15 protein-coding genes and 1 pseudogene are annotated in these 23,391 nt (G+C 38.7%); 2 read left to right on the forward strand and 14 right to left on the reverse strand.

From position 1 onward, the window contains the following. From H5163_RS03640 to H5163_RS03665, 6 genes are all read right to left on the reverse strand, one after another. Positions 1 to 5,441: Ig-like domain-containing protein (locus H5163_RS03640; protein ID WP_259399779.1), on the reverse strand; the 5,441-nt coding region annotated here is incomplete at its 3' end. A gap of 404 nt (positions 5,442 to 5,845) precedes the next feature. Then, positions 5,846 to 6,460 carry a phage tail protein gene (locus H5163_RS03645; protein ID WP_182734365.1) on the reverse strand — a complete coding sequence of 205 codons (615 nt, stop codon included), beginning with the start codon at positions 6,458 to 6,460 and terminating at the stop codon, positions 5,846 to 5,848. Positions 6,461 to 6,549: 89 nt separating this feature from the next. Then, positions 6,550 to 7,020 (reverse strand): hypothetical protein, encoded by a 471-nt coding sequence (locus H5163_RS03650; RefSeq protein WP_182734366.1) that lies wholly within the window; start codon positions 7,018 to 7,020, stop codon positions 6,550 to 6,552. A gap of 99 nt (positions 7,021 to 7,119) precedes the next feature. Then, entirely contained in the window at positions 7,120 to 8,070 is a 951-nt protein-coding gene (locus tag H5163_RS03655) for a methionyl-tRNA formyltransferase (RefSeq protein WP_182734368.1), read from the reverse strand. A 12-nt stretch (positions 8,071 to 8,082) separates the two neighbouring features. Continuing rightward, positions 8,083 to 9,321 carry a hypothetical protein gene (locus tag H5163_RS03660; RefSeq protein WP_182734369.1) on the reverse strand — a complete coding sequence of 413 codons (1,239 nt, stop codon included), beginning with the start codon at positions 9,319 to 9,321 and terminating at the stop codon, positions 8,083 to 8,085. A gap of 309 nt (positions 9,322 to 9,630) precedes the next feature. Further along, a complete protein-coding gene (locus tag H5163_RS03665) occupies positions 9,631 to 10,686 on the reverse strand; it encodes a phytanoyl-CoA dioxygenase family protein (protein ID WP_182734371.1) in 1,056 nt (351 codons plus the stop codon). A 137-nt stretch (positions 10,687 to 10,823) separates the two neighbouring features. On the opposite strand from H5163_RS03665, the gene H5163_RS03670 reads away from it, so the two are divergent. Further along, positions 10,824 to 11,336, forward strand: a complete 513-nt coding sequence (locus tag H5163_RS03670; RefSeq protein ID WP_182734373.1) for a hypothetical protein — start codon at positions 10,824 to 10,826, stop codon at positions 11,334 to 11,336. An 18-nt stretch (positions 11,337 to 11,354) separates the two neighbouring features. Continuing rightward, positions 11,355 to 12,152, forward strand: a complete 798-nt coding sequence (locus H5163_RS03675) for a hypothetical protein (RefSeq protein ID WP_145242932.1) — start codon at positions 11,355 to 11,357, stop codon at positions 12,150 to 12,152. A 127-nt stretch (positions 12,153 to 12,279) separates the two neighbouring features. Here the strand turns inward: H5163_RS03675 and H5163_RS03680 are convergent, their stop codons facing one another. From H5163_RS03680 to H5163_RS03715, 8 genes and pseudogenes are all read right to left on the reverse strand, one after another. Then, positions 12,280 to 13,032: a sulfite exporter TauE/SafE family protein gene (locus H5163_RS03680; RefSeq protein WP_182734375.1), complete on the reverse strand. Its 753-nt coding sequence runs from the start codon at positions 13,030 to 13,032 to the stop codon at positions 12,280 to 12,282. Between the two features lie 357 nt (positions 13,033 to 13,389). Further along, positions 13,390 to 14,208, reverse strand: a complete 819-nt coding sequence (locus tag H5163_RS03685) for a hypothetical protein (RefSeq protein ID WP_182734376.1) — start codon at positions 14,206 to 14,208, stop codon at positions 13,390 to 13,392. 21 nt (positions 14,209 to 14,229) lie between these two features. Beyond that, the gene (gene rdrB, locus H5163_RS03690) at positions 14,230 to 16,743 is read right to left on the reverse strand and encodes an antiviral RADAR system adenosine deaminase RdrB (RefSeq protein ID WP_182734377.1); all 2,514 of its coding nucleotides are present in this window, start codon (positions 16,741 to 16,743) and stop codon (positions 14,230 to 14,232) included. Further along, positions 16,736 to 19,513, reverse strand: a complete 2,778-nt coding sequence (locus H5163_RS03695) for a hypothetical protein (RefSeq protein WP_182734379.1) — start codon at positions 19,511 to 19,513, stop codon at positions 16,736 to 16,738. The genes rdrB and H5163_RS03695 overlap by 8 nt, the downstream gene beginning before the upstream one ends. A 5-nt stretch (positions 19,514 to 19,518) precedes the next feature. Next, entirely contained in the window at positions 19,519 to 20,103 is a 585-nt protein-coding gene (locus H5163_RS03700) for a hypothetical protein (protein ID WP_182734381.1), read from the reverse strand. A gap of 567 nt (positions 20,104 to 20,670) precedes the next feature. Beyond that, on the reverse strand, positions 20,671 to 21,069 hold the full coding sequence (locus H5163_RS03705) for a hypothetical protein (protein WP_182734383.1): 399 nt from the start codon (positions 21,067 to 21,069) through the stop codon (positions 20,671 to 20,673). 10 nt (positions 21,070 to 21,079) lie between these two features. Then, the gene (locus H5163_RS03710) at positions 21,080 to 22,615 is read right to left on the reverse strand and encodes a DUF2235 domain-containing protein (protein WP_182734385.1); all 1,536 of its coding nucleotides are present in this window, start codon (positions 22,613 to 22,615) and stop codon (positions 21,080 to 21,082) included. 552 nt (positions 22,616 to 23,167) lie between these two features. Further along, positions 23,168 to 23,365: pseudogene (locus H5163_RS03715) on the reverse strand (tyrosine-type recombinase/integrase); the annotation flags it as partial. Positions 23,366 to 23,391 lie beyond the last annotated feature (26 nt).

A 23,391-nucleotide genomic window follows, 5' to 3' on the forward strand; every position in this document is an offset into this window, starting at 1 on the left:
CCATCAACCTCAATCGGGGTGCTTATGGTCAAGGCATTCGGTGCTGCGTTATCTAAAATCACTGAGGTGCTGGCTGCACTGGAGGTGTTACCCGCCGCATCACTTTGTGTGGCGCTGACGGTGAGCGTGCCATCGTTAAAACTGCTGACATCAAACTCACTACCACTGATAGTCCATGCCCCAGAGCCATCAGCCGTCACAGTACGCGATTGGTTATTCGAACCATCGCTGATAGTCACACTGACACTGGCATTGGCTTCTGCCCCAGAGCCGGTGAGCAATACACTGTCATCTTCTACGGCATTGATCCGACCATCAACCTCAATCGGGGTGGCGATCGTCAAGGCACTTGGTGCTGCGTTATCTAAAATCACCGCGGTGCTGGCTGCGCTTGAAGTATTACCCGCCGAATCACTTTGTGTGGCGCTGACGGTGAGCGTGCCATCATTAAAGCTGCTGACATCAAACTCACTACCACTGATAGTCCATGCCCCAGAGCCATCGGCCGTCACAGTCCGTGATAAGTTATTCGAACCATCGCTGATGGTCACATTAACCGTAGCGCCAGAGTCAGCGCCGCTACCTTGTATAAGCACATGCGCATCTTCCACAGCATTGATCCGACCATCTACTTCAATCGGGGTGGTAATACTCGGTGCACTCACGTTAGTATCAATGGTTATTGTAGTACTCGTTCCATTGGTAATATTACCAGCAGAGTCCGTCGCGCGTGCCACAATAGTATGCGAGCCACTCGTCATTGCTGAGCCCACGGTGATACTCCACACCCCACCACTAACAACAGTACTGCCTATTGAGCCATCAACACTTGAAATAAGAGTAATAGTGTCGCCTGTGGTGCCTGTACCTGTAAAAGTAGGTGTTGTATTATTGGTTATATTATCTGTACTCGAAGAGCCACTATCACTGGCTGCAGTTAGATCGGCTGCACTTGGTGCGCTCGGCGCGGTTGTGTCAATTGTCACTGTAAGTGCGCTTGAGCTACTACTTACATTACTTGCTGAGTCTGTTGCTTTTGCTGAAATAGCATGGTCTAAACCGGCAGTTAAAGTGCTAGTGGTAATTTGCCAATTGCCATCGGTCGCTATGCCAGACCCGATTACAGTTGCTCCAGCACCAACTTGGTCGCTGTAAAGACTAACTGTTGAACCGCTCTCAGCAGTGCCACTAAATGTTGGCGTGGTATCGTTGGTAATATTATCCGTAGTAGATAACCCTGAATCAGCAGCCGCATTTAAATCAGGGGTAGATGGCGCACTTGGCGCAACATTATCATTTACCGTTATAGTAAACGCTTTTTGGAAAGTTGTTGTTGCATCGTTACTTTGTACGCACACAATATAATTTCCTGCACTAAGTGCAGCTTGCGTCTGAATTAAGGTGCCACTGATCTGAAAACTGCTATTGTTTGTGTCAGCACTACATGTACCGTTTACACTTGCGCCTGAGCTTACAAACGTATAACTATGACTGTCGCTGGTATCTACATCTGAGGTAGTAAGTGCCCCTATATTAGCACCAGGTCCAGTTGATGATTGATTTATACTTGCCGATGAAAGTGAAATATCCGTTGGGGCATCATTTTGCCCAGAAATAGTCACTATCGCTTGATTTGTACCCGCGCTGTTTGCTATCCCATCATTAAAGACATAATCCAAAGTCACTGATGATGATGGAGATTCGGAACTATTTTGATAGGTAATGCTTTGTAAAACTGAGTCAACAATTGCAGATGTAGCATTAGCATTAAAGGTCAGTACCAAGGTACCGGAGGAATTAGTGGTTACCGCTCCGACTGTGGTCGAATTATAAGTAAACGTATTGCCCTCAATTAGCGCGCCCAATAAGTTATTGTTCGCAAAAACATCTTCAGTACTTGCCCCACCGTTTCGACTAATAGTTAAACTGGCATTATTATAATTACCAATTGCGCCATTAAGGGCATCGAGCTCAGTATCAGCGATAGTCACATCAGAGTCGATAACAATTGCAGAGCCATTTTCAATGAAGGTTGCACCGCCATTCAAACTACTAAATACGGGGGCGCTATTTGGCTCAACAAAAGTTATTATTGTATCGCTACCACTTTCAGCAACGCTAAAAGCTAAACTTGAGCCTGGTGAATTACTTAATGAGAGCGTAAGCTCAGAAATATTAAAATCGGTGGCATCTGTATCAACTTCTAATGTGCTAGCGCCATTAAATCGCACATTTGCACTTGAAAGCCCTGTCACACCAGTAATCGTTAAGGTATCGCCTGCGGCTAGATCGGTGATGGTATCCCCTGATAATTGTGATGCACTGCCAACAAAATTATCGTTACCTGCATTGCCCGTCATCGAATCAGTACCACCGCCAGGGCGGATGGTATCTGCGCCGCTACCGCCAACAATAGTATCATCGCCATTAAAATTGCTGGCTGTAATTGTCAATATGTCACTGGCAAAGGCTGAAGCATTTATTGATAGGGCTGCTGTAATTTCACCGCCACTCGCATTTGACACTGATACTGCTTGACCATTGGCATTAAAGTTGTCAGTTAAGGTTACTGTGGCATTATTGTCAGTTCCTATTGCCACGCCTTCAACAGCAGACACTGAGGTACTGGTAAAATCAAACGCCCCACCATCCATAAGTTTCAGTGTTTCAGTACCCGCACTACCCGTTATAGCAGTGCTAAAATTACCAATATTAGCGGCATCAATAGCCACTGTTGCGCCACTAGCTAACGAAAGAGTGCCTATATTTAAAAATCCACCGCCGCTAATGTCTGCACCATCAGTTACTTGTACTTGGTCGGCAACACTATTTTCGCCAATTAACGTGCCCGTGTATGCACTGTTACCAATTGCAAAAATTATGGCGTCGGTTGACGAACCAGCCGTAACATTAGTGGTCCCTGTTGATACGGTGATTGTTCTGGTATTTGTACTGTCATCAGCTACATCGTAGCTTTCAATACCAGTTAAGGTTGTGAAATCACCATCACCGGTGATAGTAATCGTTTCTGAACCTGGCGCTGTTATGGTGCCCGTAAAACTACTATGCTGGCTGGCCGTCATCGATACTGACGCACCCGAAGCGAGTGTTAAATTAGTCACATTACTAATCGTGGCATTACTAATGTTTGCGCCGCTACTCATAGACAATGTATCAGCAACACTATTTTCGCCGGTAATTGTTCCCGTATAAGCTAGTGTGCCAATATCAAACGTAATGGCATCAGTTACGGAGCTAGCTGTTACTGAGTGCCCCGCGGCGCTAATAGATACTGTACGCGCGTTCGTGCTATCGTCATTTAATGTGTAGCTTTCAATTGCTGATACTGTAGCGAAATTACCATCACCTAAAATATCTAGCGTCTCATTACCACTGCCTGAGACAGTACCTGAGAACAATGCTAGCTGTGATGCAGCAATACTTGCTGAACCGCCACTTGCTACCGTCAAGTTTTCAAAGCCGCTAATCGTGGCGCCAGAAATACTGCCACCACTACCAATAGATAACGTATCAGTGCCGGTGTTGCCCGCTAAAATACCGGTTGCGCTAACTGAGCCAATATTGAGAGTATCGTCGCCGGTGCTACCAGTAAAATTTTGCCCTGCAGCGCCAAGGGTGAATGTATTTGGTGCAGATAAAACATACGTTTCAATCGCACTGTTGCCTGTTAGTCCATCCGTTGCTGAGCTGATGGTTATCGTTTCTGTGCCTGGTGCTGTAAACGTTGTAAAACTATCGTGCTGCGCCTCGGTCATCAATACACTCGCACCACTGCCAAGTGTTAATGATTCAAAGGCAGATATTGTTGCACCACTAAGATCAGCACCAGTGCCAGCCTGCAATATATCGGTACCCGCAGCGCCGTTCAATGTACCTGTTACCGTGAAGGCATTAATATTAACGGTATCATCTGCGCTGCTGCCAGTTACATTTTGCGCTACGCTACCAAGCGTAAAGGTCATTGCGGCGCCAAGCACATAGGTTTCAATATCAGTGTCGCCAGTGAGCGCTTGATCGCCATTGGCACTAGCGATAGTAAATTGATTTGTACCTGTACCATTTATAGTAGTGAAACTGTCATGCTGCGTTTCACTTAATGTCAATGAACCATTGTTATATGGCGTTAAGGTTTCAAAACCCATTAAGCTTGTGAACCCAGTTAAGTCGCTCCCGGTAACAACACTGATTGTATCGGTACCGCCGCCGCCATCAGCCGTTGACCCTGTAATATGCGCTGCATTGCTAATATTTAATGTTTCATTGTCGCTACTAAATGTAATAGCTGGGCTTAAATTTATGCCGTTTAAGGTACTAAATCCAGCAGCGGCAGAACTCGCTGAAGTAATATTTGCAACCGAAATTGTCGCTGTACGACTCACGCTATTTGCAGTGCCATCATTAATAACAACTGACACTGTACGCGCTGTCGTATTAGGTGTTGCACTGGTATTGTTATACGTTATTGCTTGTAAAAAGGTCGTCACTTGTGCAACGGTTGCAGATGCACCCGTTATCGAAATTGTATCTTGCAGAGTAATATCTGAGGCACCTGATATACCACCAAGTGCATTTTGTGCAGCTGCTGAAACACTAAGCCCTTCAGAGGCGCCATTTTGATCGTTGGTTAATGCAACGGTTATTGTTGTTATTGTATCGCCATCACTATCAGCGGAACTAGCATCGGGCGCAATACTTACAGCACCACTGCCTTCAGAAAACGACACTGAACTACCTGTGCCTGCCAGCACGCCATTTAAATCAACAACAGGGGCTGAGTTTGATGCGACAGCATCATCAACCACAATATCAACAATCGCAAAGCGGCCGTCATACTTAGTTGGATTACCAGACAGCTCAAATGGAAACTCTATCGTTACGGCATCAACATCTTGCCAAAGTGCATTATTAAAGTCACCTGAGCGACTCAATATGAATATATTGTTAGAACCTGAATTAGCCGGAGTAATAGTGACAGTAACCGTTGAGGCACCATCGGAATAACCCGTTAACTTAATAAAGTGATTGCCCGACGTGGATGTTAGCTGATTAAACTTTATCGCATCAAAGCTAAAATTTTCCCCACCACTGGTATAAAACTTAACGCCTCTGCTTGGTTCATTGGTAAATATACCATTTACCATGGTGCTAGAAATAGTACCGAGACCTGAATAAATTGACCAATCATTAAATCCCGTAAACGCATTCGTCTCACCTGCATCTAATATAAAAGTTAGATCCCCTGCGGTGTCTAATGTAACATTACCGACTCCATTTGAACCATCTCTAACATCAGTCAGACCTGAGCCTGTGCCTGCGGTGTAATCAATCGTCTTCTGTGCTGCCAGTAACGTATGAGAAGATAAGGTAAGTGCGGATAAACCTGCTACTGCACATGCCGAAGCTATTTTATTTAACTTCATGATTATTCCCTATAAGTAAGTTAGGCGTGATGATTTGCACACAGGGGACAATATAATTTCTATAAAGCGCTTAATTATATTCTTGTTAAACAGTGAGTGCTTTCGAATGCCTCTGAGTAAATTTTCAACGCAGAAAGCTGTATAAAAGTTGGTTTGGATAAATGAAGCTAAATTTAATAACCTCTGACTTGTTTTGTGCGCGTGTACGTTTTCGCTTCGCGATACGTCACGAATTATTGAACCTATTAATGTAAATCCCAATACACCTTTATTAATTAAAGGTATATTGATGATTTCAAGTGCAGGGATAATTGAATCCAACTTCATGATATTCCTTACTAAACTAAAATTATTATCCATAAAAAACATACGTTGTGTAAAATATGCTAACTATCCTTTATTTATTAACTACGTGAAGGGTAAATTCCTGCAGTAGACATTAACCAATTTATCGTAACGACGGGATTCAAAATACTAAACGGCACCCCACCGCCAGTATTCTCCACCGTAACGGCCCCTCCTGAGCTAGTCCCGCCATCAATAGTTAATCCCTTAATATCAGTCAATGTAGCTGGAGCAAAGCCCGACGGTTTAAAGTAAATCGAACTTGCTGCAACAGCTAAATAGCTATCGGCATCAGGAGTCGTATTATTCGCTCCGTTTGTCGCCACTTGAAAGTTACCACCGACACTTCCCCCACCAGTAGGTGTGAAAGTTGCGGCATGACTGTGTTGAGCTAAATTATCAGCACTCAACGACGCCTTTTCATTTCCTGCCATTTGACCAATGCTATAGCTTAATCCTCCTGGACGGTTTCCATGTCCAATTGGTGAGCGCCCTCTTAGATCAGGTACACCAAAGCTCGTCCGCCCGTCACCACCAAAATTAGTTCCTAATAATGAATATAAAGCAGTATATTGCCCAATTGATAAAAGTTGGCCCTGACATGGTGTAAAATCTCGAATAGTAAAAGTACCTGCAAAAGGCACCATAGACCCTAAAAATGATTCAGTAGACATAATTAATTCCTTCATTTACTTAGTTATATTGCAAAAAAATACTGATACTTGACGGTTAACTCAATTCTCAATTTAATTACCCATTTATGCTAGTTAACTACTGATATATCGGATGCGGAAATATAAAGCTCAGGTAAAGAGATAGCCCTAACAGCTCCGTCTATTACATTGTCGATGCATACTGTGCCCAATGAATTTACACTTATTTCAAGTTCTGCAGTTTCAACTTCATTAGCAAAACGCCAGTAAACTTCTTTGTTAGCACATCTTAATAATACGGACTGCTCGTACAAATCGAACTCGTCGGGTGACTCACAAAAACGGTCATGACAATCAATCAGTTTGTCAGTGCCTAGATGTTGGATCAAAACACTGTTTAAACCCGGGATTTCTAAAATGGCACATTCACCGCTATTTACATTGACTACCTCGCGCGCCTCTTTTCGCGAAATCACCGTCACCAAATCAGTCGGAACCAATGACGGCAATGTACCATTGCAATATGGGACTAAAGCTAAGTCATAGGCGTAATTATTCAAAATCGATATCTTAACGTTCATTTTCTTATCCTCTACATTAAACAATGCATAGTTAGAAAACAGGGAGAAAACACCAGTTCGAATTCATAAAGCCCCTCTCAACTAAGCAGTACCAAAACTTTATAATGTTCTTTGTGTCGTTTGATGAAAACTTGTACCCGCATCTAAATTAAATAATGTTGCAAATTTATATCCGTCAAAAACCCCATAAGGAGTTGCAATGATATCTAGACGTACTGCACCATCAATACTTTTTATGATTAAGCCAGCCGTCATACTGACCTCTATAACAGTCCCTGTATTAATACCAGAATATTCAGTTTTCAACTGCGTTGCTTGCAACAATTGAAACAAGTTATTTTCTAGCCGTATTCTGGCACCACCGAAATCAACGTTACCAGCTCGAGCCATACACACTATGTTTTCTGAGGTATGAGTTCGCCAATCAATGAGTAAATCTTGTTCACTAAAAAAGGGCGCTGATGGCATATTCTCAATAGTAGATTGTTCCGTAGTGGCAATAGCGTTATTCTGTAGCTGAATTAATAACGTGTTAATTACAGCTGGTACGACTTGAGATACTTGATGAGATAAACTCTGTAATGTATCAAATGGATGAATATCTACTGTTTGACTAGTTACAACAGGCCCTGAATCAATATCTTTGGTGAGCTGGTGAAGTGTTAATACACATTGTGTTTTTCCATGCCTTATTTGCCAATACAATGGCAGTGGGCCTCGGTAGCAGGGCAATTCACTGGGATGTAAATTAAAAATGTCTCCACTAAAAAAGCTAATAATACGCTCGCTCAACTTATGCCTAAATAAATAAACGATACCTATGTCCGCTTGATATCTATCTAACTCTGAAATGACTTTAAATTCATCAAATGATGAATACTGTACCATAGGCACGTTGGCTTGCTCTAAGAGCACTGTAAGCTGTAAAAGGTCAGGGTTACCTTGCGGCTCCACCAGCACAACACACGCTAACTTATTTAATTGAATAAGAGATTGTATAGCGGGGATTGAGAATGTACTGCCAGTAAAGAGAGCTATTTTACCTCGCATAAATATTCCTTTTTAAACTTTTGCGGGAATAAACCCAGGTAAACCAGTTAATTGATAATAAAATTGCACAGTATCACCACCATTAGCCACAAAATGAGTATGTTCAATATCTCTTGGCTTGGTATCAATATAAAACGTCATGTCGGGTCTTGGATGAGTAACCCCGCAGTCATATTGCCCAACCTCCTCATCAGCAAACGTATTTATATGCGCATAAATGACTAAAATACGCTTGTTCATATCTTGAATATCGTTGGGCAACATTATTTGATTTGCAGGAATAACCTTTACACCGTCTTGTAGTTCAAGCTCTTGCATATTTAATAAGGTTGATTTATTAATGCTCAATATTTCACCAAGTTCCACTCTATTATTCTGTGCGCTTTCATTCGTATTGAGTGAATGGCTGTAATCCATACCTTTCCACTGTTGATTAAACTCTGTTTCACCAATGACCATCTCCCCTCTTACTGATATATTTTGTGGGATCATCCAGCCATCTAGTGTTAAAAATTGCACTAAGTGCTTAGCAATACTGAGCTGCCCTTCTTTGGTAAAACCATGCTGCATGGCCTCTAATACTAATAAATCTATCGATTCTGCGGGCTCATATTCGGTTGCATCAGCCGCTTCAATTCGCAATATAAAGTCATCAAGCTGCAAGTCTTTAACTAACTGCTGTAAAGACAATATTGCGCCAGGATGTACATCCACCAAAATGACGTTGATCTGCTTTGATGTGAATATTTGGCTGTCTTTGTAGTAGCTCAACAAAGGCAGTAACAGCGGCGCAAATGGGCCACATGCAGGATATAAAATAGTAATTGATGATGCGTGTTTTAGTTTACTTTGTATCGCTAGATCAATCCCACGCGCATATCCCTTAATGCGATAAACATCTTTAATGGTGTGTTTACAATTATGAGGAGACATAATTAAACCAGATGCTGACACATATTGACGCGTTAACTGCTCTTGGCTGAGCTGCGCAAATGCCATCGACTGTACAGCTTGCTCATACATGTTATCAAATACTTTAACTAGTTGAAGATGTTCAACTTTTGCGTAGCTCAACACCAAAGTCATCGCATCAACAAAGCTTTTTTGCAAAAGTAACTGGCGCTGCTCTGTTGTTAATTTTGCTTTCAAAAGAGACTCAAGCTGAGTACGTATTGAATGCTTTAATAACTCATCAACTTGGGGATCCGCGTATTGCAAACTCGCTATAGACTGTGAGCTATGTGCTTCCATACTGAAATATTCCTTTGATATCCAATTATCGTGCTAAATTCTATTAGGGAATTAATACTACATTCAGTTAAGAGCTTAGTTTAAAAGCTATAGGGTACAACTTTAATTTTCATTTATTTTATATAGCTTTAATTTATTTGATTTATATCAAACATCATAAAAAACCATAGAAAATAAAAGGCTTAGTAAATGCAGCTTAATTTAAATTATTTTGAGCATGGCACAGGAGTGTTATAAAAAACATTACACGTTATTACATGGCATCATTTTTATTCTTATAAATAACTGCAGGCTTGATTTTGCTTAGCTTTATAATGAGCTCATATTTATATATTGCACAATTCGAGGACTATTCGTCCTATTTGGACAACTACCATGCGGCAGTGTATGTTGCCAAACAATTAAACTGCCCGCTTTTGCAGGCAAAGGCGTACTGTGCCATTGTTGGCAATTAAAATGATGTGGATTGGTATTTTTAGGTAAGCTAGCAAGCCAGCCGTCTATTTTTTTATGAAAACCAGGAACACAACTAAACGCACCTTGATCAGCGGTAACGTCAGTAAGGTACAGTAACCCTTGCGTTGCAAAGATGAGCGGTTTATTAAAATTAATATCCCAGTGCAGATTTGGCCCGGGAAACTGCCAACTCAATGTCTCTGGCGGGTTAAAACCAACCCTATCAGTACTTACAGTTAAATTACTTTTACCCCACAGTTGCTCAAAAACATCCCGCACCTGAGGCTGCTTCCGAATAGCTTGCATTGTTATATCATTAAAAATTTGTACCATAACTCCTTGTTTAAGATCATGATTTCGGTACCATGAAGCAGGATTGTTTTTATCCATATTCAAACGTTCATAAATCATATTACAAACGTTTTCACATAGCGTTTTTTCTACCAACTCAGGAATAATAACGTAACCATTATCATCCCAGCTTTGCCACTGCTGTGACGTTAAAACATAATGACGAGGCTGATTTAGTAGTATTTTTTGTTGTTTTGGGTCTTTTTGCTGAAAAAATGCTGCTACCTTTTCATTTAACTTACTTTTAACTGTATTTGAAATAGCTATGCCATAACGCTGTTCTACCCAGTTTTCGAACGTTAAAAAACTATCCGATGAAAAAATGAATTCTATCGTCGGTGTGAGCCCTAAGCCTAAAGTATCCATGATCATGACATCAAGCGACCATTCGCCTTCTATTATTTTTTTATCCGCACAGCCTTGTTTTTGTAATTGCGCTTTGTGCCACATTCGTTTTAATTGAAATAAACCTAAACGCCCAGTTTCTTTATAACAAGGTAGTATGCTCTGCGCTGTTTTTTTCAGATGAGGTACTTTTACTCTCAATTCATTTTGCATAATAACTCCCTTTTCGCGCCTGATTTTAGGCAAGCAAAACACCTTAAATTGATTTATTAACGCTAACTAAACTTAGTTAGAATAGAGTGCTATATTACTGTAAGCAACAATTGTAATTGCTAAATACAGGGAGTGGTATGAACATTGAGATTGAAAAAATTCTCGCCTTTGTTACTAATATTGGTATAAAGCACAGGTATCAAACGTTAAACGAAAAGACTTTTTTGCCGGGAATTAAAGTAGCCCAGGGAACTTTACTACTTGATTTAGAAAAATGCCTCTACCCTGGTGACATCCTTCATGAAGCAGGGCATATTGCAGTAACCTCAGAGACAAACAGAACCTGTTTAACCGGCGATATGAAAAACCATGATCACCAAGCCGCTGAAGAAATGACCGCGATTGCATGGTCATGGGCCGCAGCCTGTTACTTAAATATTGCACCCGATGTTTTATTTCATCAACACGGTTATAAAGGCAGTTCAGCTAGCTTAATAACCGCTTTTAGCAATAATACTGGCTTTGGCTATCCGCTGTTGTATTCATGGTTTATGTGCGAACAACCTGATCACCCCAACGGTTATCCAAACATGTTAAGGTGGCTTAGAGATGACGCCTACACACAAGCTCAACTAAAAAAATTACAATAAATACGATAAGGAACATACGTGCTTGATAATAACTTTTCCTCAGAGCAGCTTACTTTACTATGTGCTGACTTAGCTCAACTAAGATTAATAGCCGATTTAACACTTGCGCCTACTATGCCTTACTTTGCTGAAAAACCTTATCCAATTGGCCGCTGTAGAGAAATAAGAGACGAGGTATTTACATTACTACAAGCACAACTGCCGCACACAAACAAACCTGGGCTTAGCTTATTAAAAGGTCTTATTGCACAGGGCAATCCTTTACAAAAAGCATGGGGTTCACTGCGGGATGAGTATTTTCAAAACGCATTTATTATTGGTCCTTGGTATATTGATGTTTCTAACGACACCGTGAATGCCAATAAACCCAGAGTAGAGATTTTGCCTTTAGCGACATCAAACTTTACCCCAATTAAAGATTTTACTCAGTTTGTAAAAATAGCCCGTAACTATTGGAAAGTTGAGGTGTATAGAAATGATGTATGCCCAGCACTTGCGCCTTATATGCCACTTTTATGCGTTGGCGATAACGGTACTAGCTGGCTAGGAGCTGCAAACGACGACATGCTAAACATCGCAATAAACAGCCAATTTACCCAATCAAAAGCAATATTAAAAGTTCTGCCAAGCCCACCAAAAGAAATAATACAGCGCTGGCAATCGCTGTTATTAAACTTCACTCACGACCCTTTATTGATAACAAAAGGAGATGCAATCATCTTTTGTGATGAATACAGTAAAAAGTTACAGCACCCCGATCTAGCACACAGGGATGCCGCTGTGATTGCCTATTCATCGTTACCAAAGTCAGTGTGATTTAGAATATCAGTGCAACACTCATTGTAATGATGTGTAATAGAAAAGCCTGCCCTTGTCCCTGTACTCCTGAGAATTTATAAAGCGCTATGACACCTAGACTTATAGCGCTTTAACAAATTGTTAGCTAAAACGCTTGTAACCCCTGCCATGCCAATTGCAGCGCAAGTAAGGTTAAAACAACCCGAAAAATACGTTTAAACTTAGCCGCAGAAATCCGCTGTAATAACTGTAAACCAAGCCACGTGCCAAGCGCACCACTGATGATCATTGCCGCAACTAAAGGCAACCACTGCCAAAACGAAAAACCTACAAAGCCATACAAAATAGCTTTAAAAGTATGTTGCACACTCATACAAGCGGAAAAAGTAGCGGTATATCTTAGCTTTTCATAATTATTAACATACAAACAACTGCCCACTAACGGGCCACTTGCGCCAACAAACATCGATAAAAATGTTGTCACAGCACCAGCTGTACTGCGCCATAAAGCTGAGGTTTCACGCAACTTTGGCGTCACTCCCCATAATAAATAAAGTACAAACCCTGCCACGACAATTTTCATCAATTCAAGTGGAATACGGGTCACAATAGACGACGCAGCAAACGCACCAATAAGCCCACCGAGTGAAAAGTACGCAAACATACTTTTATCAAGGTGTTTAAAAGTCAGCATAAACCTATTGGCATTTGAGCCCAGCTGCACTAACCCATGCACCGGAATAACAATACTCATAGGCAATAACGACGCCATCACCACCAACAACATCAACCCGCCACCAGCACCAAAAGCCGCCGAAATCATCGACGTTACAGCCGATAATATAATAAGCCCAATCACGCTGAGCGGCGTTAATAAATCGCCAGCTAAAAATTCCATCTAAGACCACTTGGCAGGTAAAACAGAATAACGACGTTAGCATGAGTAAAAATAAGATGCGAGTACCTAAAGCACCAGTAAAATGAAGCGCTTATTTCAATAAAATAAAAATAAGCGATGAGCTATTAAAACAATAAAACACTTCGCCTTAAACATAAAAAAACCCACCAACCTGATTGCTCAAATTGGTGGGTTTATTAGGGTTTTTAAATCAACGAATTTAAAAACCGATATTGGTGGAGCTGGGGGAGTCTTAAACCACTACTTTAAACAACTTTACATTGACCAACAGCCGACACGGTAATGCCTATGGTACTAAAAGAAATATATTAGTTTTAAAGGCAGTAAATAAAAGGTCTAATCTTGCCGATAAACCAACCTTTTGACTGGTAGCTTATGATACCTCACTAAATCATCAATAAGATAAATAGCAAAATAGCTTTCTTTTTCATTGTATTTGTTTGCTACGTATCGTGACCTCAGAAGAGTAAAAATCAACACTTCAGTTACTAACCTTATCGCAATCCATATCTCAGCAAAAAACATAGCTGCAATTAACAACATAAATGCAACTTTCGCCCAGCCATGTTGGTTAATGTCATATACCAATTTAAAGAAATTTGCTGAAGCACTGGGGTGAAGCGAAAAGATCGTACACAAAGAGCATAATGCGAGTGTAAGGGCTAAAATACGAGGTTTTGCCGTTTCGTTATAAATCATTTGAAAGAAGTCGAATGTTCTATAAGTCCAAAGCCAGTGATGTCCTGACATTTTATTCAAATATGGTTTCACGTCATCAACATATTTAATGTAGCCTTTCCTATCAACGGGAAAATATTTTTTAAGCCAGATGATTTTTAGTTGGTTTAAATTTTTAGTGCCTTGATGACCATACTTTTCGCTAAAATCTTTAACTACCGCCGCCTTTGTTTTCATAACAAACCAAAATATAAAAATAACAAAGGAGCTTATGTATACCGCAGAAAGTAAAATGCCACTAACCGACTTGAATTTATCAAAGGTCTCAAAGCTGTTACTAAAATAATAAGATAAATAACCTCCCAGTGCTGCGTGCATTAAAATAAGCAGCGCTATTGGTAAAACTCGCTTCACACGCCCCTTCAAACTGTAAAACTCTATATAATATTGATTAGCAAAAACATAAAACTGATCCATCAAAGTCCCTTTAATAAATAATTACTTATTCACCCAATCTAAGTGATTAGCCTTAAAAATCTCTACACCTTTCCTTCGGACTCGTTCTATCCAATCTTCCGCTTTATTAACGCCAACGTTAAAATGCTCAACAGCCGCTTTTTGGAGTACTCGGTGCTCATTTTGTATTGTGGTTGGCATTAGCGCAGCATCATCAGTATTAATACATACAGTGACAGACCCTTTTCTCAAGCCAAAGCGATTGTACTTTTCACCTTGCTTAAGCCACTCTTGCTCTGGTGGGTCCCACCTAAAAATAGGGTGTTCGTGATAGTGTTCAAATCGGCCAATATAGATATTAGAGGTCGGGCAAGCCTCAATGATTACGCCTTTAGCTGCATAATATTCCATAGACCAGTCTTGAATGGCTTCATATAAATCAAGCTCTGAAAGAGATACTGAGTCAAAGTAGCTGCCATGCTCGTAGCCGAAAGTTTTAGGACTACTCTTACCAAGACAGTCAATTTTTACAATTTTTTCGCGTCGTTTTGTATAATTTTTATCTAATTCAGCAAATAAGTATGTTTGCCATAAATCGATATGCTTAGCTTGCACGCAAGCATCAGTCTTATTATAAAAATCGAGTACCCAGCCACTATATAACGGATCGTTCGGATTTATCACAGGTGCATTAAAAGCATCTCTTTGGCTTATGTTTAAAACTACTGGGCAGTTACGTCTTAATAACCAAGCATCATATAAGCGCTTTGGAGGTTGAGCTTCACCATAAAGAAACTCACTCCAATAGTGTATTTTTTCCTGTAGTAAATGTAGAACCCCAACCAAGTTAGGGACTGACTGTATGACTGTAAGCGCTTTCTGGTGACTCCATACTAAATTATCTAAATGCTCACCCACAGTTAAATAAGCCGTCTGCTGACGTTTTGCCCAACTTGTTGGGCAGACACCTAAAGCCAAAGCGTGCCCGACTCTATCCCCAACTTGAAAATCACAAAACACAACTGACTCATCAATAGATCTCATACCCGAAAGTAAATGGCTGAAGTCCTCTCCTGCATGCACTGTAATAAATGGTTTGGATAAACGATTGCTCATTAAACCTTTTGTGGGTATTTTACAATCCCTTAAACGCCTCAAAGCAGGGGCAAATACCTCTATGGGAAGTTCATTTTCATTCCCAGCAACATCATAGCCCCGAATTGCTTTTCTAAGATCTAACGATGTGTTTATTACTTCATTTAATAGCTGAGAGCTGGCTAACTCTTTTTCTGAAAAAGTTACCGAGCTTGAAAAGTCTTGCAGATACTCAACTTGATTTTTAATTTGCGTCCGAAAGTCCTCTTGCAACTTGTCTTGACGATTACCACTACGAGTAAAATGTATTACAAAATGAGTATTCTCTGCTAAAGTGCGCTCAAATATATACTTCAATGCCTTTTCAAAATATTTAGGGTTTACTGGTTTATTTTTTTTATTCCCTAAAACAAATTTTGGAATCACTCGAAATTCACGAAAAGTTCGATTATCAATGTCAGCTTCAAAATTATCGATTTGCTCTTTATTCTGCTGTTCGCTTCTAGATCTTCTCATACCAAAGCGTGAAACTTCGACAAACTGACTCAAACCAACACCGGACACAATCATGTAATTTCGTAAAATGTTACATAAACGAATTAACTTAATAAGTGAACTATTTTGTGAATTATCAGTAAGTAGTCCTGTGGTGTATAACAACCAGCGCTTAACAGAAGATTGACTCAAACAACTACTTCTACTTATAAACTTCTGGGCTTCACTAACATTAGGAAACTGATCTATCGCATCCAGCGTTTTACCTTGAAAGATGCAGACACCATTCACACTTTCCATGCTTCTGTCGGAATAAAATAAACGTGAGGCGGTATCATCGGCCAAAATACCCACCTCGTTTACCAAACTAGCTTTGGATAAGTAACCACTTTCATATAAAGAGTATTCTGATCTAGTTGGCCACATGAATTCTTGATTTATAGTGTTACCGTATAAGCAAAAACTTAACAAACTTGGCCCTAAATAACCATGCCCGCCTAAATGCACATGGTTGTCAGCAAACTGGTTACCTATTTGATCTTGTGGTAACGCAAAAGGACATTGATTCTTCTCAATGCAATTGGATAGTTCTTGAGCGCCAAATTGATGTTGTTTACACAAATCTGCATACCCTTGAGCAATTATCCAAGTACCATCTATTAATGATAACAATTCTAACCACTCTGATAACTTTTCCGGTTTGACAATAAAGCGATCACCATTCCATTGTAAATATTCAAGATTAAGGTTCGTTAAAAATGAGTTAAAGCAAAAGCTATGATTATCATACATTTGCTCAACAATAGCTTTCACATCATCAGTTCGTAATCTTCTTTTTATATAAGGTTGATAGTCTAAAATAGCTCTAGCTAACTCTTCTTTGCTATCAGTGCTTTCAGTAGATATGAAACGATCCGATGAAAGAAATGCAGCTGCAACAATAGATCCATCACTAGCCTTAATCATTATTCAGTTCCATTTTTGAGACTGCAAGTAAAGTATTTTTTAACCTTATATCATCGATAGAAAGAAAATCCTCACTCATAAATAAATTACCATCAAACTCATTTATAGCCTGCTGGATTGGAAGTAAGACTTCACCCACTGGTAATCTTCCATCTTCACTATCTCTTAGTTTTTGTAACTTGGTGCGGATAGTTTCTTCTCTAGTAATCCTTCCATTAATAAAGTTACTTATAATGATCGCAATATTTTGGTAAGCATCTCCAATAAGGTGACTTAGTTCAAATTCACACTGTTCTAGAATATCAAGATTTGAACTTAAACTTTTGAAGTTAAAGTTTTTACTTGTTTTTTTATCACTACTGTCTGTTACTGAATCACTATCCTTATTACCAATTTTCAATAATTTTTGAATACTTTCAGTATCTAAAAAATTAAATATGGGATGCTCCGATATAGCATTATGCAATTGAATAACATGTAGAAGCTGAGTTTTTTTATTTTTACTACCTTCAAAACCACTCAATTCTTCCTCTACCAATTTTAAATTTCGTTGATAAGTTCTTTCAAAGCTTTTTAGGTTACCTTCATCTCTTACAGTTGATGATTTAGCGCCAATTAAAACATTCGCATAAACTGCTTCACCAAAAATCCCTGCTCTTAAAATTGAGTTCAAAAAATTATACTTAAAACGAATGACCATATCCGTTAAATACTCATCTCTAAAGGCTTCTGAGGTATCTTTCTTATTTTTTGCCCTACTATAATTACCTTTAATCACATTCATAGCGGTTAGTACACTATTAAAACAATATGAAAAAATAGGTATCAACTTAATGGCATTAACTTCTTTAAACAGGCCTTTATGAACTTCTCTCCACTCTCGAATTTTTGCACTCAAAACCAATGTTGAACTGATTAAGGTGCTATCTTCAGAAAATGAAAGCTCTTCTTCTTCACCATCAAAAGCTATTTTTGTGTCAGCCATTGAAACAACACTATAAAATGGCTTTCTCCTTAAAATTTGGTAGATATTGAGTAGTAAAGACCCTAAGTTTTCCTCGCGTTTTAATGAATAAAAAATTAACTCAAAAGCTCGACTAAAAAACAAGAAATTAAAACTATTATTTAAAGTACTGTAAAGGCTTGAGTCTGTATATACATCTAGTAATAGCTGCTCTGCAGTGTGTTGAAAAATATTCTCACCCTGCCAATTCTCACCTAATTTTTTTGCTTCTAAAAGGAGTTCATTATCTTCAATGTTATTTATTTTTATTTGTTTGCTATTTTTGATTGTTGGGATAGTTATCCAAAAATCATTAACCAGAAACTCCATTGGCGGCATTGCTTTAAGACATGTCAAATCTTTTTTGAAACTACTTTTCAGTAGTTCTAAATTTTTATAACCTTTTCCGCCTTGTTCGGGCAAAGAGTCCAAAGCTTCTATTTGCGCAGCCAAGACATCGTACTTAGACCATGGGAAAGCCACTTTATCAGTCTGTCTCTTAATATTAAAAGCAAGTAATTTTCGAATATCAAAATTTTCGTTAGTTTCCCCCTCATGTAACCATGCTATAGCAGATTCAGAATACGCAAATAGTTCACCACTCTTTTTTAAAGCTGCCCAATTTTTAAAGCTATTATGTAATCCAATTTCTTTTATATCATTGTTATTTTCTCGAAGCACTTTAGGTTTTATAACTCGCACTAATTGAGATAACTCGCGTGCTGATTCTGGATCAGACCAATATCTTCTGGCATCACGGTTATGACATAAAAAATAAAAACGATTTAGAAGCTCTTCTCGATAATTTTTATATGTTACTTGCTCTTCTCCATCAAAAATATTGAGCTTAGGTAATATCCTTTCAATTGAAAACAACCCTATACGCATAGAAGCAGGAAATACCTTCGTCAAATATGCTGTTGTAAGCTCTTTACTTAACTCTTGACCGTTATCTTTTAGTTGTTCATCTTTTGTTGAATTATCATAAGCTTTTTCATCGAAATGTGTTTGAGTCATATGTTCATATAACTTAATATCACCGCTAACTATAGGTATTAAATACGGACACCCTAAGAAGCGCCTTACATCATCAACAACTTCAAACGCTCTATCTAATGCCATATCTACATCATCAATAGTTACAACAATCGCATTGCATCCTAAAATTGCTATTGCAGACTCTACGAAGAGGTGGAAGTTATTCTCCAGTTGTATCCCTGAGCTATACTTAAGAACCTTATCAATACCCGTTAAGCCATTAAATTCGACGTTTTTACCCATAGATTCTGCGAGTTGCTTCAAGCTCTTGTGGAAAGTTTCTCGTAATTTTCTATTTCCCTCATCACAGCAATTATTTTGACTTAGCTTGTCACTAACTACTTGATAAATTTGTGCAACTATCACATTTGAAAAAGAGTCATTTGCCATCAACATAGTAGGGTCTATTACATCTAAAAAATAAAGTTCATCTTTTTTGGTGCTTCCAGCCTCCCACATACTCTTACTATTTCGTAAAAAAACAGTCTTGCCTGTTCCTCTAGGGCTACTAACTAAAATCGCATTATGAGATAGCCAAGTTTTTTTGTGATTAGGATTTGCATTACTTCTTCTAAACTGTTTATATTTTTTAGCGTCACTTAAGATTGATTCTAAATCACTAATTAGCTGTTGCTTAGCGTATATTTGCCATAACTCACCATTTTCACCATCAGCATAATCATCCCTGTATTCTTCTTTGCTTATGTCTAAAATATAATTAGTTGTCATTTTTATTATTTCCTTAGTCCCTTAACCCAGCCAAACACACCTTCATGTGCTGCTATGTAATCACCAACTATATCTGCGTGTGTCTCTACTCTATTTTTTGATTCAAGTTCGAATAACTTAGATAATATATTTTCTTGCTCAATGTTTATATATTCACGATCTGTGGGAAGTTTTTTGCCTCGAATACTTAAACGATATTCTCGTGCTAAGATTCCAAGCTGCTCTTTCATCAAACGATTTCTGCTCCATGCTCTAGTGTAGCCTTTAAGTCTATTAACCAAGTAGCTAACAAATAAAATCATACCTGCAGTACTGAGAAACAGACTGAAAATCAACCTTGAGTAGCCATACTCTAAAACATCAACACCAAATAAGAATGGTGAGTAGATTAAACCAGCTGATAGCAAGACAATTACAAGCGATACAAACGTGAACCTTTCATTAATCTTTTTTTTAGCTTCGAAATTAGTCACCCTTTTAGTGTATTTAGCAAGATAAAAGTCAATTTCATCTATAGCAACATCTTTATCTATAGGGCCGTTATTATGTCGCTTATCATTTTTGTTAATAACAGCATCTCTTGACGCCATACATTTCATCCTAAAAAGTAAGTGGGTTTAACCTTTGAAGTAAAAGCAATCGCAATTGAATTACTACTTTTACTTCAAATACGTATTTGATTCTTAAGTCTAAATTATGGAGGAATTTTGGCCTGTTAGAGAGTGACATATAATTCCATTTTTTATAAGACTCAGCTAATCCGTTATTTAACAATTGATACTATATAAATTTAGCTGTTAAGGCAAAAAAGGCTGTGAGATGATTGAAATGTTCTATATTGAATAACGCACTTATTTAATATTAAAAAGTTGAATTAACCTGCCAACACCCCGTTTTCTTAGCGCCAATATCAACGAACTTGCCACTGAGCATATTATCGAGCAAGCCCGCCCGACAGTGAAATCCTATTTAATACGGCCCTAGAATTTGCCAGCCAATTTTATAAAAAGCGCGCAATCTTCGTCGGGCATAAAAAACGGCTGCATAAACACATTATCGACACCATTGATACTGAGAATAAACCCATCATCGATGCTGTTAGTTGGTTTTTATCCATATCTAATGTATTGAGTAGGCCAAAGTAAAATTTAGCCTTTCTAATGGTGCCTAAGTTTGAGCCTCGAATATGAGACAACTAAAATAGCTATCGTAAACGTAATGACAACAAAAATGTAAAACAGAGTAATATCTAGGGCTGGACTTACTTCTAAATAGTTAAGAGCATAAGAACTCGCCATTTCATTATATTTATCAGCTAGAACGACTAGGAATTTGTGACCATCAATCAAAGCAATATAGTTGCCTACACAAAAAGTTAAATAGCCAATAACAATGGCTATAGGTTCTCTGATTGTTCGGGTTGCTTTTTCATTACCAATGGTAAACCCTGCAACGGCTAAGCTAATGATCCCAAAGTAGTTCCATAATTTATCAACTTGGGAGTATTGAACCTGAAACATTTGAAAAACGTCTACAATATTAACCGAATTATCCATTTCTAAACACCTATGAAACGCGTTTTACTTTAAGTTGAATACTTCCTTGATTATTACGGTACAGAGACCAAACATCATTTGGGAAAGCATAAAAATATCCTGAAGACTCGATTTTCAAGGCATTAGATTTTTCTTGATATCTAGGTAGTGCAACATATTGATGCGGATGAGGACTACCATCATTTGTTACAGCTTTTTCTTGGTTCGAGTCATTTGCAATGCAACCCACAGCTATGAACCAAGGCATATGCTCTACACGCTTGGTTCCCCAAAAGTCTGTAGACCTATTTTCTGTCGCTTGCTTAAATTTGCGCTCTGTCATCCCCCAAATAGAAGATGCAAACCTAATAATATCGCCAGCTGTTAACTTTCCGTCTTCTGTTCCTAACCAGTTGCATACATCTTTGCTATCTTGCCAACTTCCATCAGCTTCAAATATATATCGCTCACCTTTTTTCATATAAATATAGGTTGGAGTCCAATGTTGTTTTGCAAAAATATTTACTGGCGTTGATTCATCAATTGCTAACTTTATTGTTGGCCAATATTCCGGATGTTCTATCGGCGAGACTGCTTGCCGTTGAAACACACTTTCATGGAAGTTCTCTTGGTTATCAGCAACAACACAGTCTACATTTCGAGGTCTTGATCTGAACTTAGCAAACATACCTTTATAAGAGTTGTGTAATACCCCAGCAGGGTTTGGTTTTAATTGTTCAAAAACCCCGTCTCTAAAAACTAGCCCAGCATCTGTTGCTTCATATAACATCCATTCAAGCGCTATATCTGATAAATCAGTATCGCTATATCCGCCGCCCACATCAGAGTGCACACCAGAGAACCATTTTTCTTTAACGTTACGATCATCTGAATACTTAGACCAACGAGTTACACAAAAGCTACTCCTTTTTTCATCCATAGCCATTGCATGCCTAGCAATATTTATATGTTCGCCAAGATTGGTATCGTGGAAGCGCCATGAAGCGGGGTTATCTAGTAAGTTAAAAAGCTCCATATCATTTGGAATACCTAACGCCCCTACGGTATCCCATACACCAATGAAATGAATTGGCAGAGCAGCTTTCTGATTTAAAAACTTGCTGGGTTTAATAGTTTCAACACCTGATTTATAGTTATCAAAATGCTTATGAACATATTCCCACTGTTCATTGCCTTCGAGCAAACTAAAATCAAGCAGCCCTAATTGAAGTAACCCGCCTAAGCTTCTAGCTGTGAACGCCCCACGGCTAAAGCCAAAAATATAAACATTATCACCATCGCAATAGTTATTTGCCAACCAATAATAAGCACTACAAATATGGCGCTTAATGCTTTTCCCTAAAGCTCCATCAATAATAGAGTTTTTTAAACCGGTTTCTTCTCCGCCAAGCCCTGGGTGGTAATATGCCTTCTGTGATTCTCCCATGCCATCTTCTTTTGCTAAAGCATGGTAAAGCTTTACAACATTTGTGGGTGCGGGTATGCCATTATCTTCCTGGCGAGGGTTATTCCAAGTTCCATCACAGCAAATAATTAAATTAGCCATTAGTACATCCTTGTCTTTAAAAGTTAATATAATCTATCTTTAGGTTACGATTGTTAATTTGTCAAAAATTTAAATGACGAACTGTGATTCATGGGAACTATTATTTTTGTATTTAATCTACAAAAAAGTAGTGCTATGAGAACCCATTTCATATTTGGTGGAGCTGAAGAGTTACCTGTCCGAAAAGCCTCGACTGTTACAGGTAGTTATTTAAAACAATGGCTTACTGTAGCGAATCTATTTATCTAGAACATTGTAGAGCATAGCGAACTCTTCAAAACATTTTGGACTTCGCTCTGGTTCAGGCTCTACGGTTCAACAAGTATCTAAAGATATCGCAAAATTTCAGGCCATTAATTTTAAAGGTGAAATATTAGAATCTCACCATGATAGAAACACTTTAACAATCGAATTATCTGATGGTAGAGAACAACTTTTAATGATGTTTTTATGTAATGTTGGAACGAAGTGGTTAAAAATATTTGATTTTTACAGTATCGATGAATTGCCTGAAACAGTGGTTGGTGAAATGTTCATTGATTTTAAGTAAGGCTATGGCTCTAAAACTGGCTCAAACTTTATAGCATCTTCCAAATGACTTGCTGCAAAATGAGCGTAAACCATAGTTTGCTCAATCTTTGCATGACCAAGTATCTGCTGCAACACTAAAATATTACCTCCGTTCATCATAAAATGACTCGCAAAAGTATGCCTTAAAACATGGCTACACTGCCCTTTAGGAAAATTAATATCGGTATTATTTACTATAACTATTT

This window comes from Pseudoalteromonas sp. SG44-8 (assembly GCF_014164125.1).
In the GTDB taxonomy this organism is placed as follows: Bacteria; Pseudomonadota; Gammaproteobacteria; order Enterobacterales; family Alteromonadaceae; genus Pseudoalteromonas; species Pseudoalteromonas rhizosphaerae.

Excerpts from the sequence above, each read along its gene's own strand:
- H5163_RS03645 (WP_182734365.1), bottom strand. The coding sequence starts at position 6,460 with ATGTCTACTGAATCATTTTTAGGGTCTATGGTGCCTTTTGCAGGTACT.
- H5163_RS03650 (WP_182734366.1), bottom strand. The coding sequence starts at position 7,020 with ATGAACGTTAAGATATCGATTTTGAATAATTACGCCTATGACTTAGCT.
- H5163_RS03655 (WP_182734368.1), bottom strand. The coding sequence starts at position 8,070 with ATGCGAGGTAAAATAGCTCTCTTTACTGGCAGTACATTCTCAATCCCC.
- H5163_RS03660 (WP_182734369.1), bottom strand. The coding sequence starts at position 9,321 with ATGGAAGCACATAGCTCACAGTCTATAGCGAGTTTGCAATACGCGGAT.
- H5163_RS03665 (WP_182734371.1), bottom strand. The coding sequence starts at position 10,686 with ATGCAAAATGAATTGAGAGTAAAAGTACCTCATCTGAAAAAAACAGCG.
- H5163_RS03670 (WP_182734373.1), top strand. The coding sequence starts at position 10,824 with ATGAACATTGAGATTGAAAAAATTCTCGCCTTTGTTACTAATATTGGT.
- H5163_RS03680 (WP_182734375.1), bottom strand. The coding sequence starts at position 13,032 with ATGGAATTTTTAGCTGGCGATTTATTAACGCCGCTCAGCGTGATTGGG.
- H5163_RS03685 (WP_182734376.1), bottom strand. The coding sequence starts at position 14,208 with ATGGATCAGTTTTATGTTTTTGCTAATCAATATTATATAGAGTTTTAC.
- rdrB (WP_182734377.1), bottom strand. The coding sequence starts at position 16,743 with ATGATTAAGGCTAGTGATGGATCTATTGTTGCAGCTGCATTTCTTTCA.
- H5163_RS03695 (WP_182734379.1), bottom strand. The coding sequence starts at position 19,513 with ATGACAACTAATTATATTTTAGACATAAGCAAAGAAGAATACAGGGAT.
- H5163_RS03700 (WP_182734381.1), bottom strand. The coding sequence starts at position 20,103 with ATGGCGTCAAGAGATGCTGTTATTAACAAAAATGATAAGCGACATAAT.
- H5163_RS03705 (WP_182734383.1), bottom strand. The coding sequence starts at position 21,069 with ATGGATAATTCGGTTAATATTGTAGACGTTTTTCAAATGTTTCAGGTT.
- H5163_RS03710 (WP_182734385.1), bottom strand. The coding sequence starts at position 22,615 with ATGGCTAATTTAATTATTTGCTGTGATGGAACTTGGAATAACCCTCGC.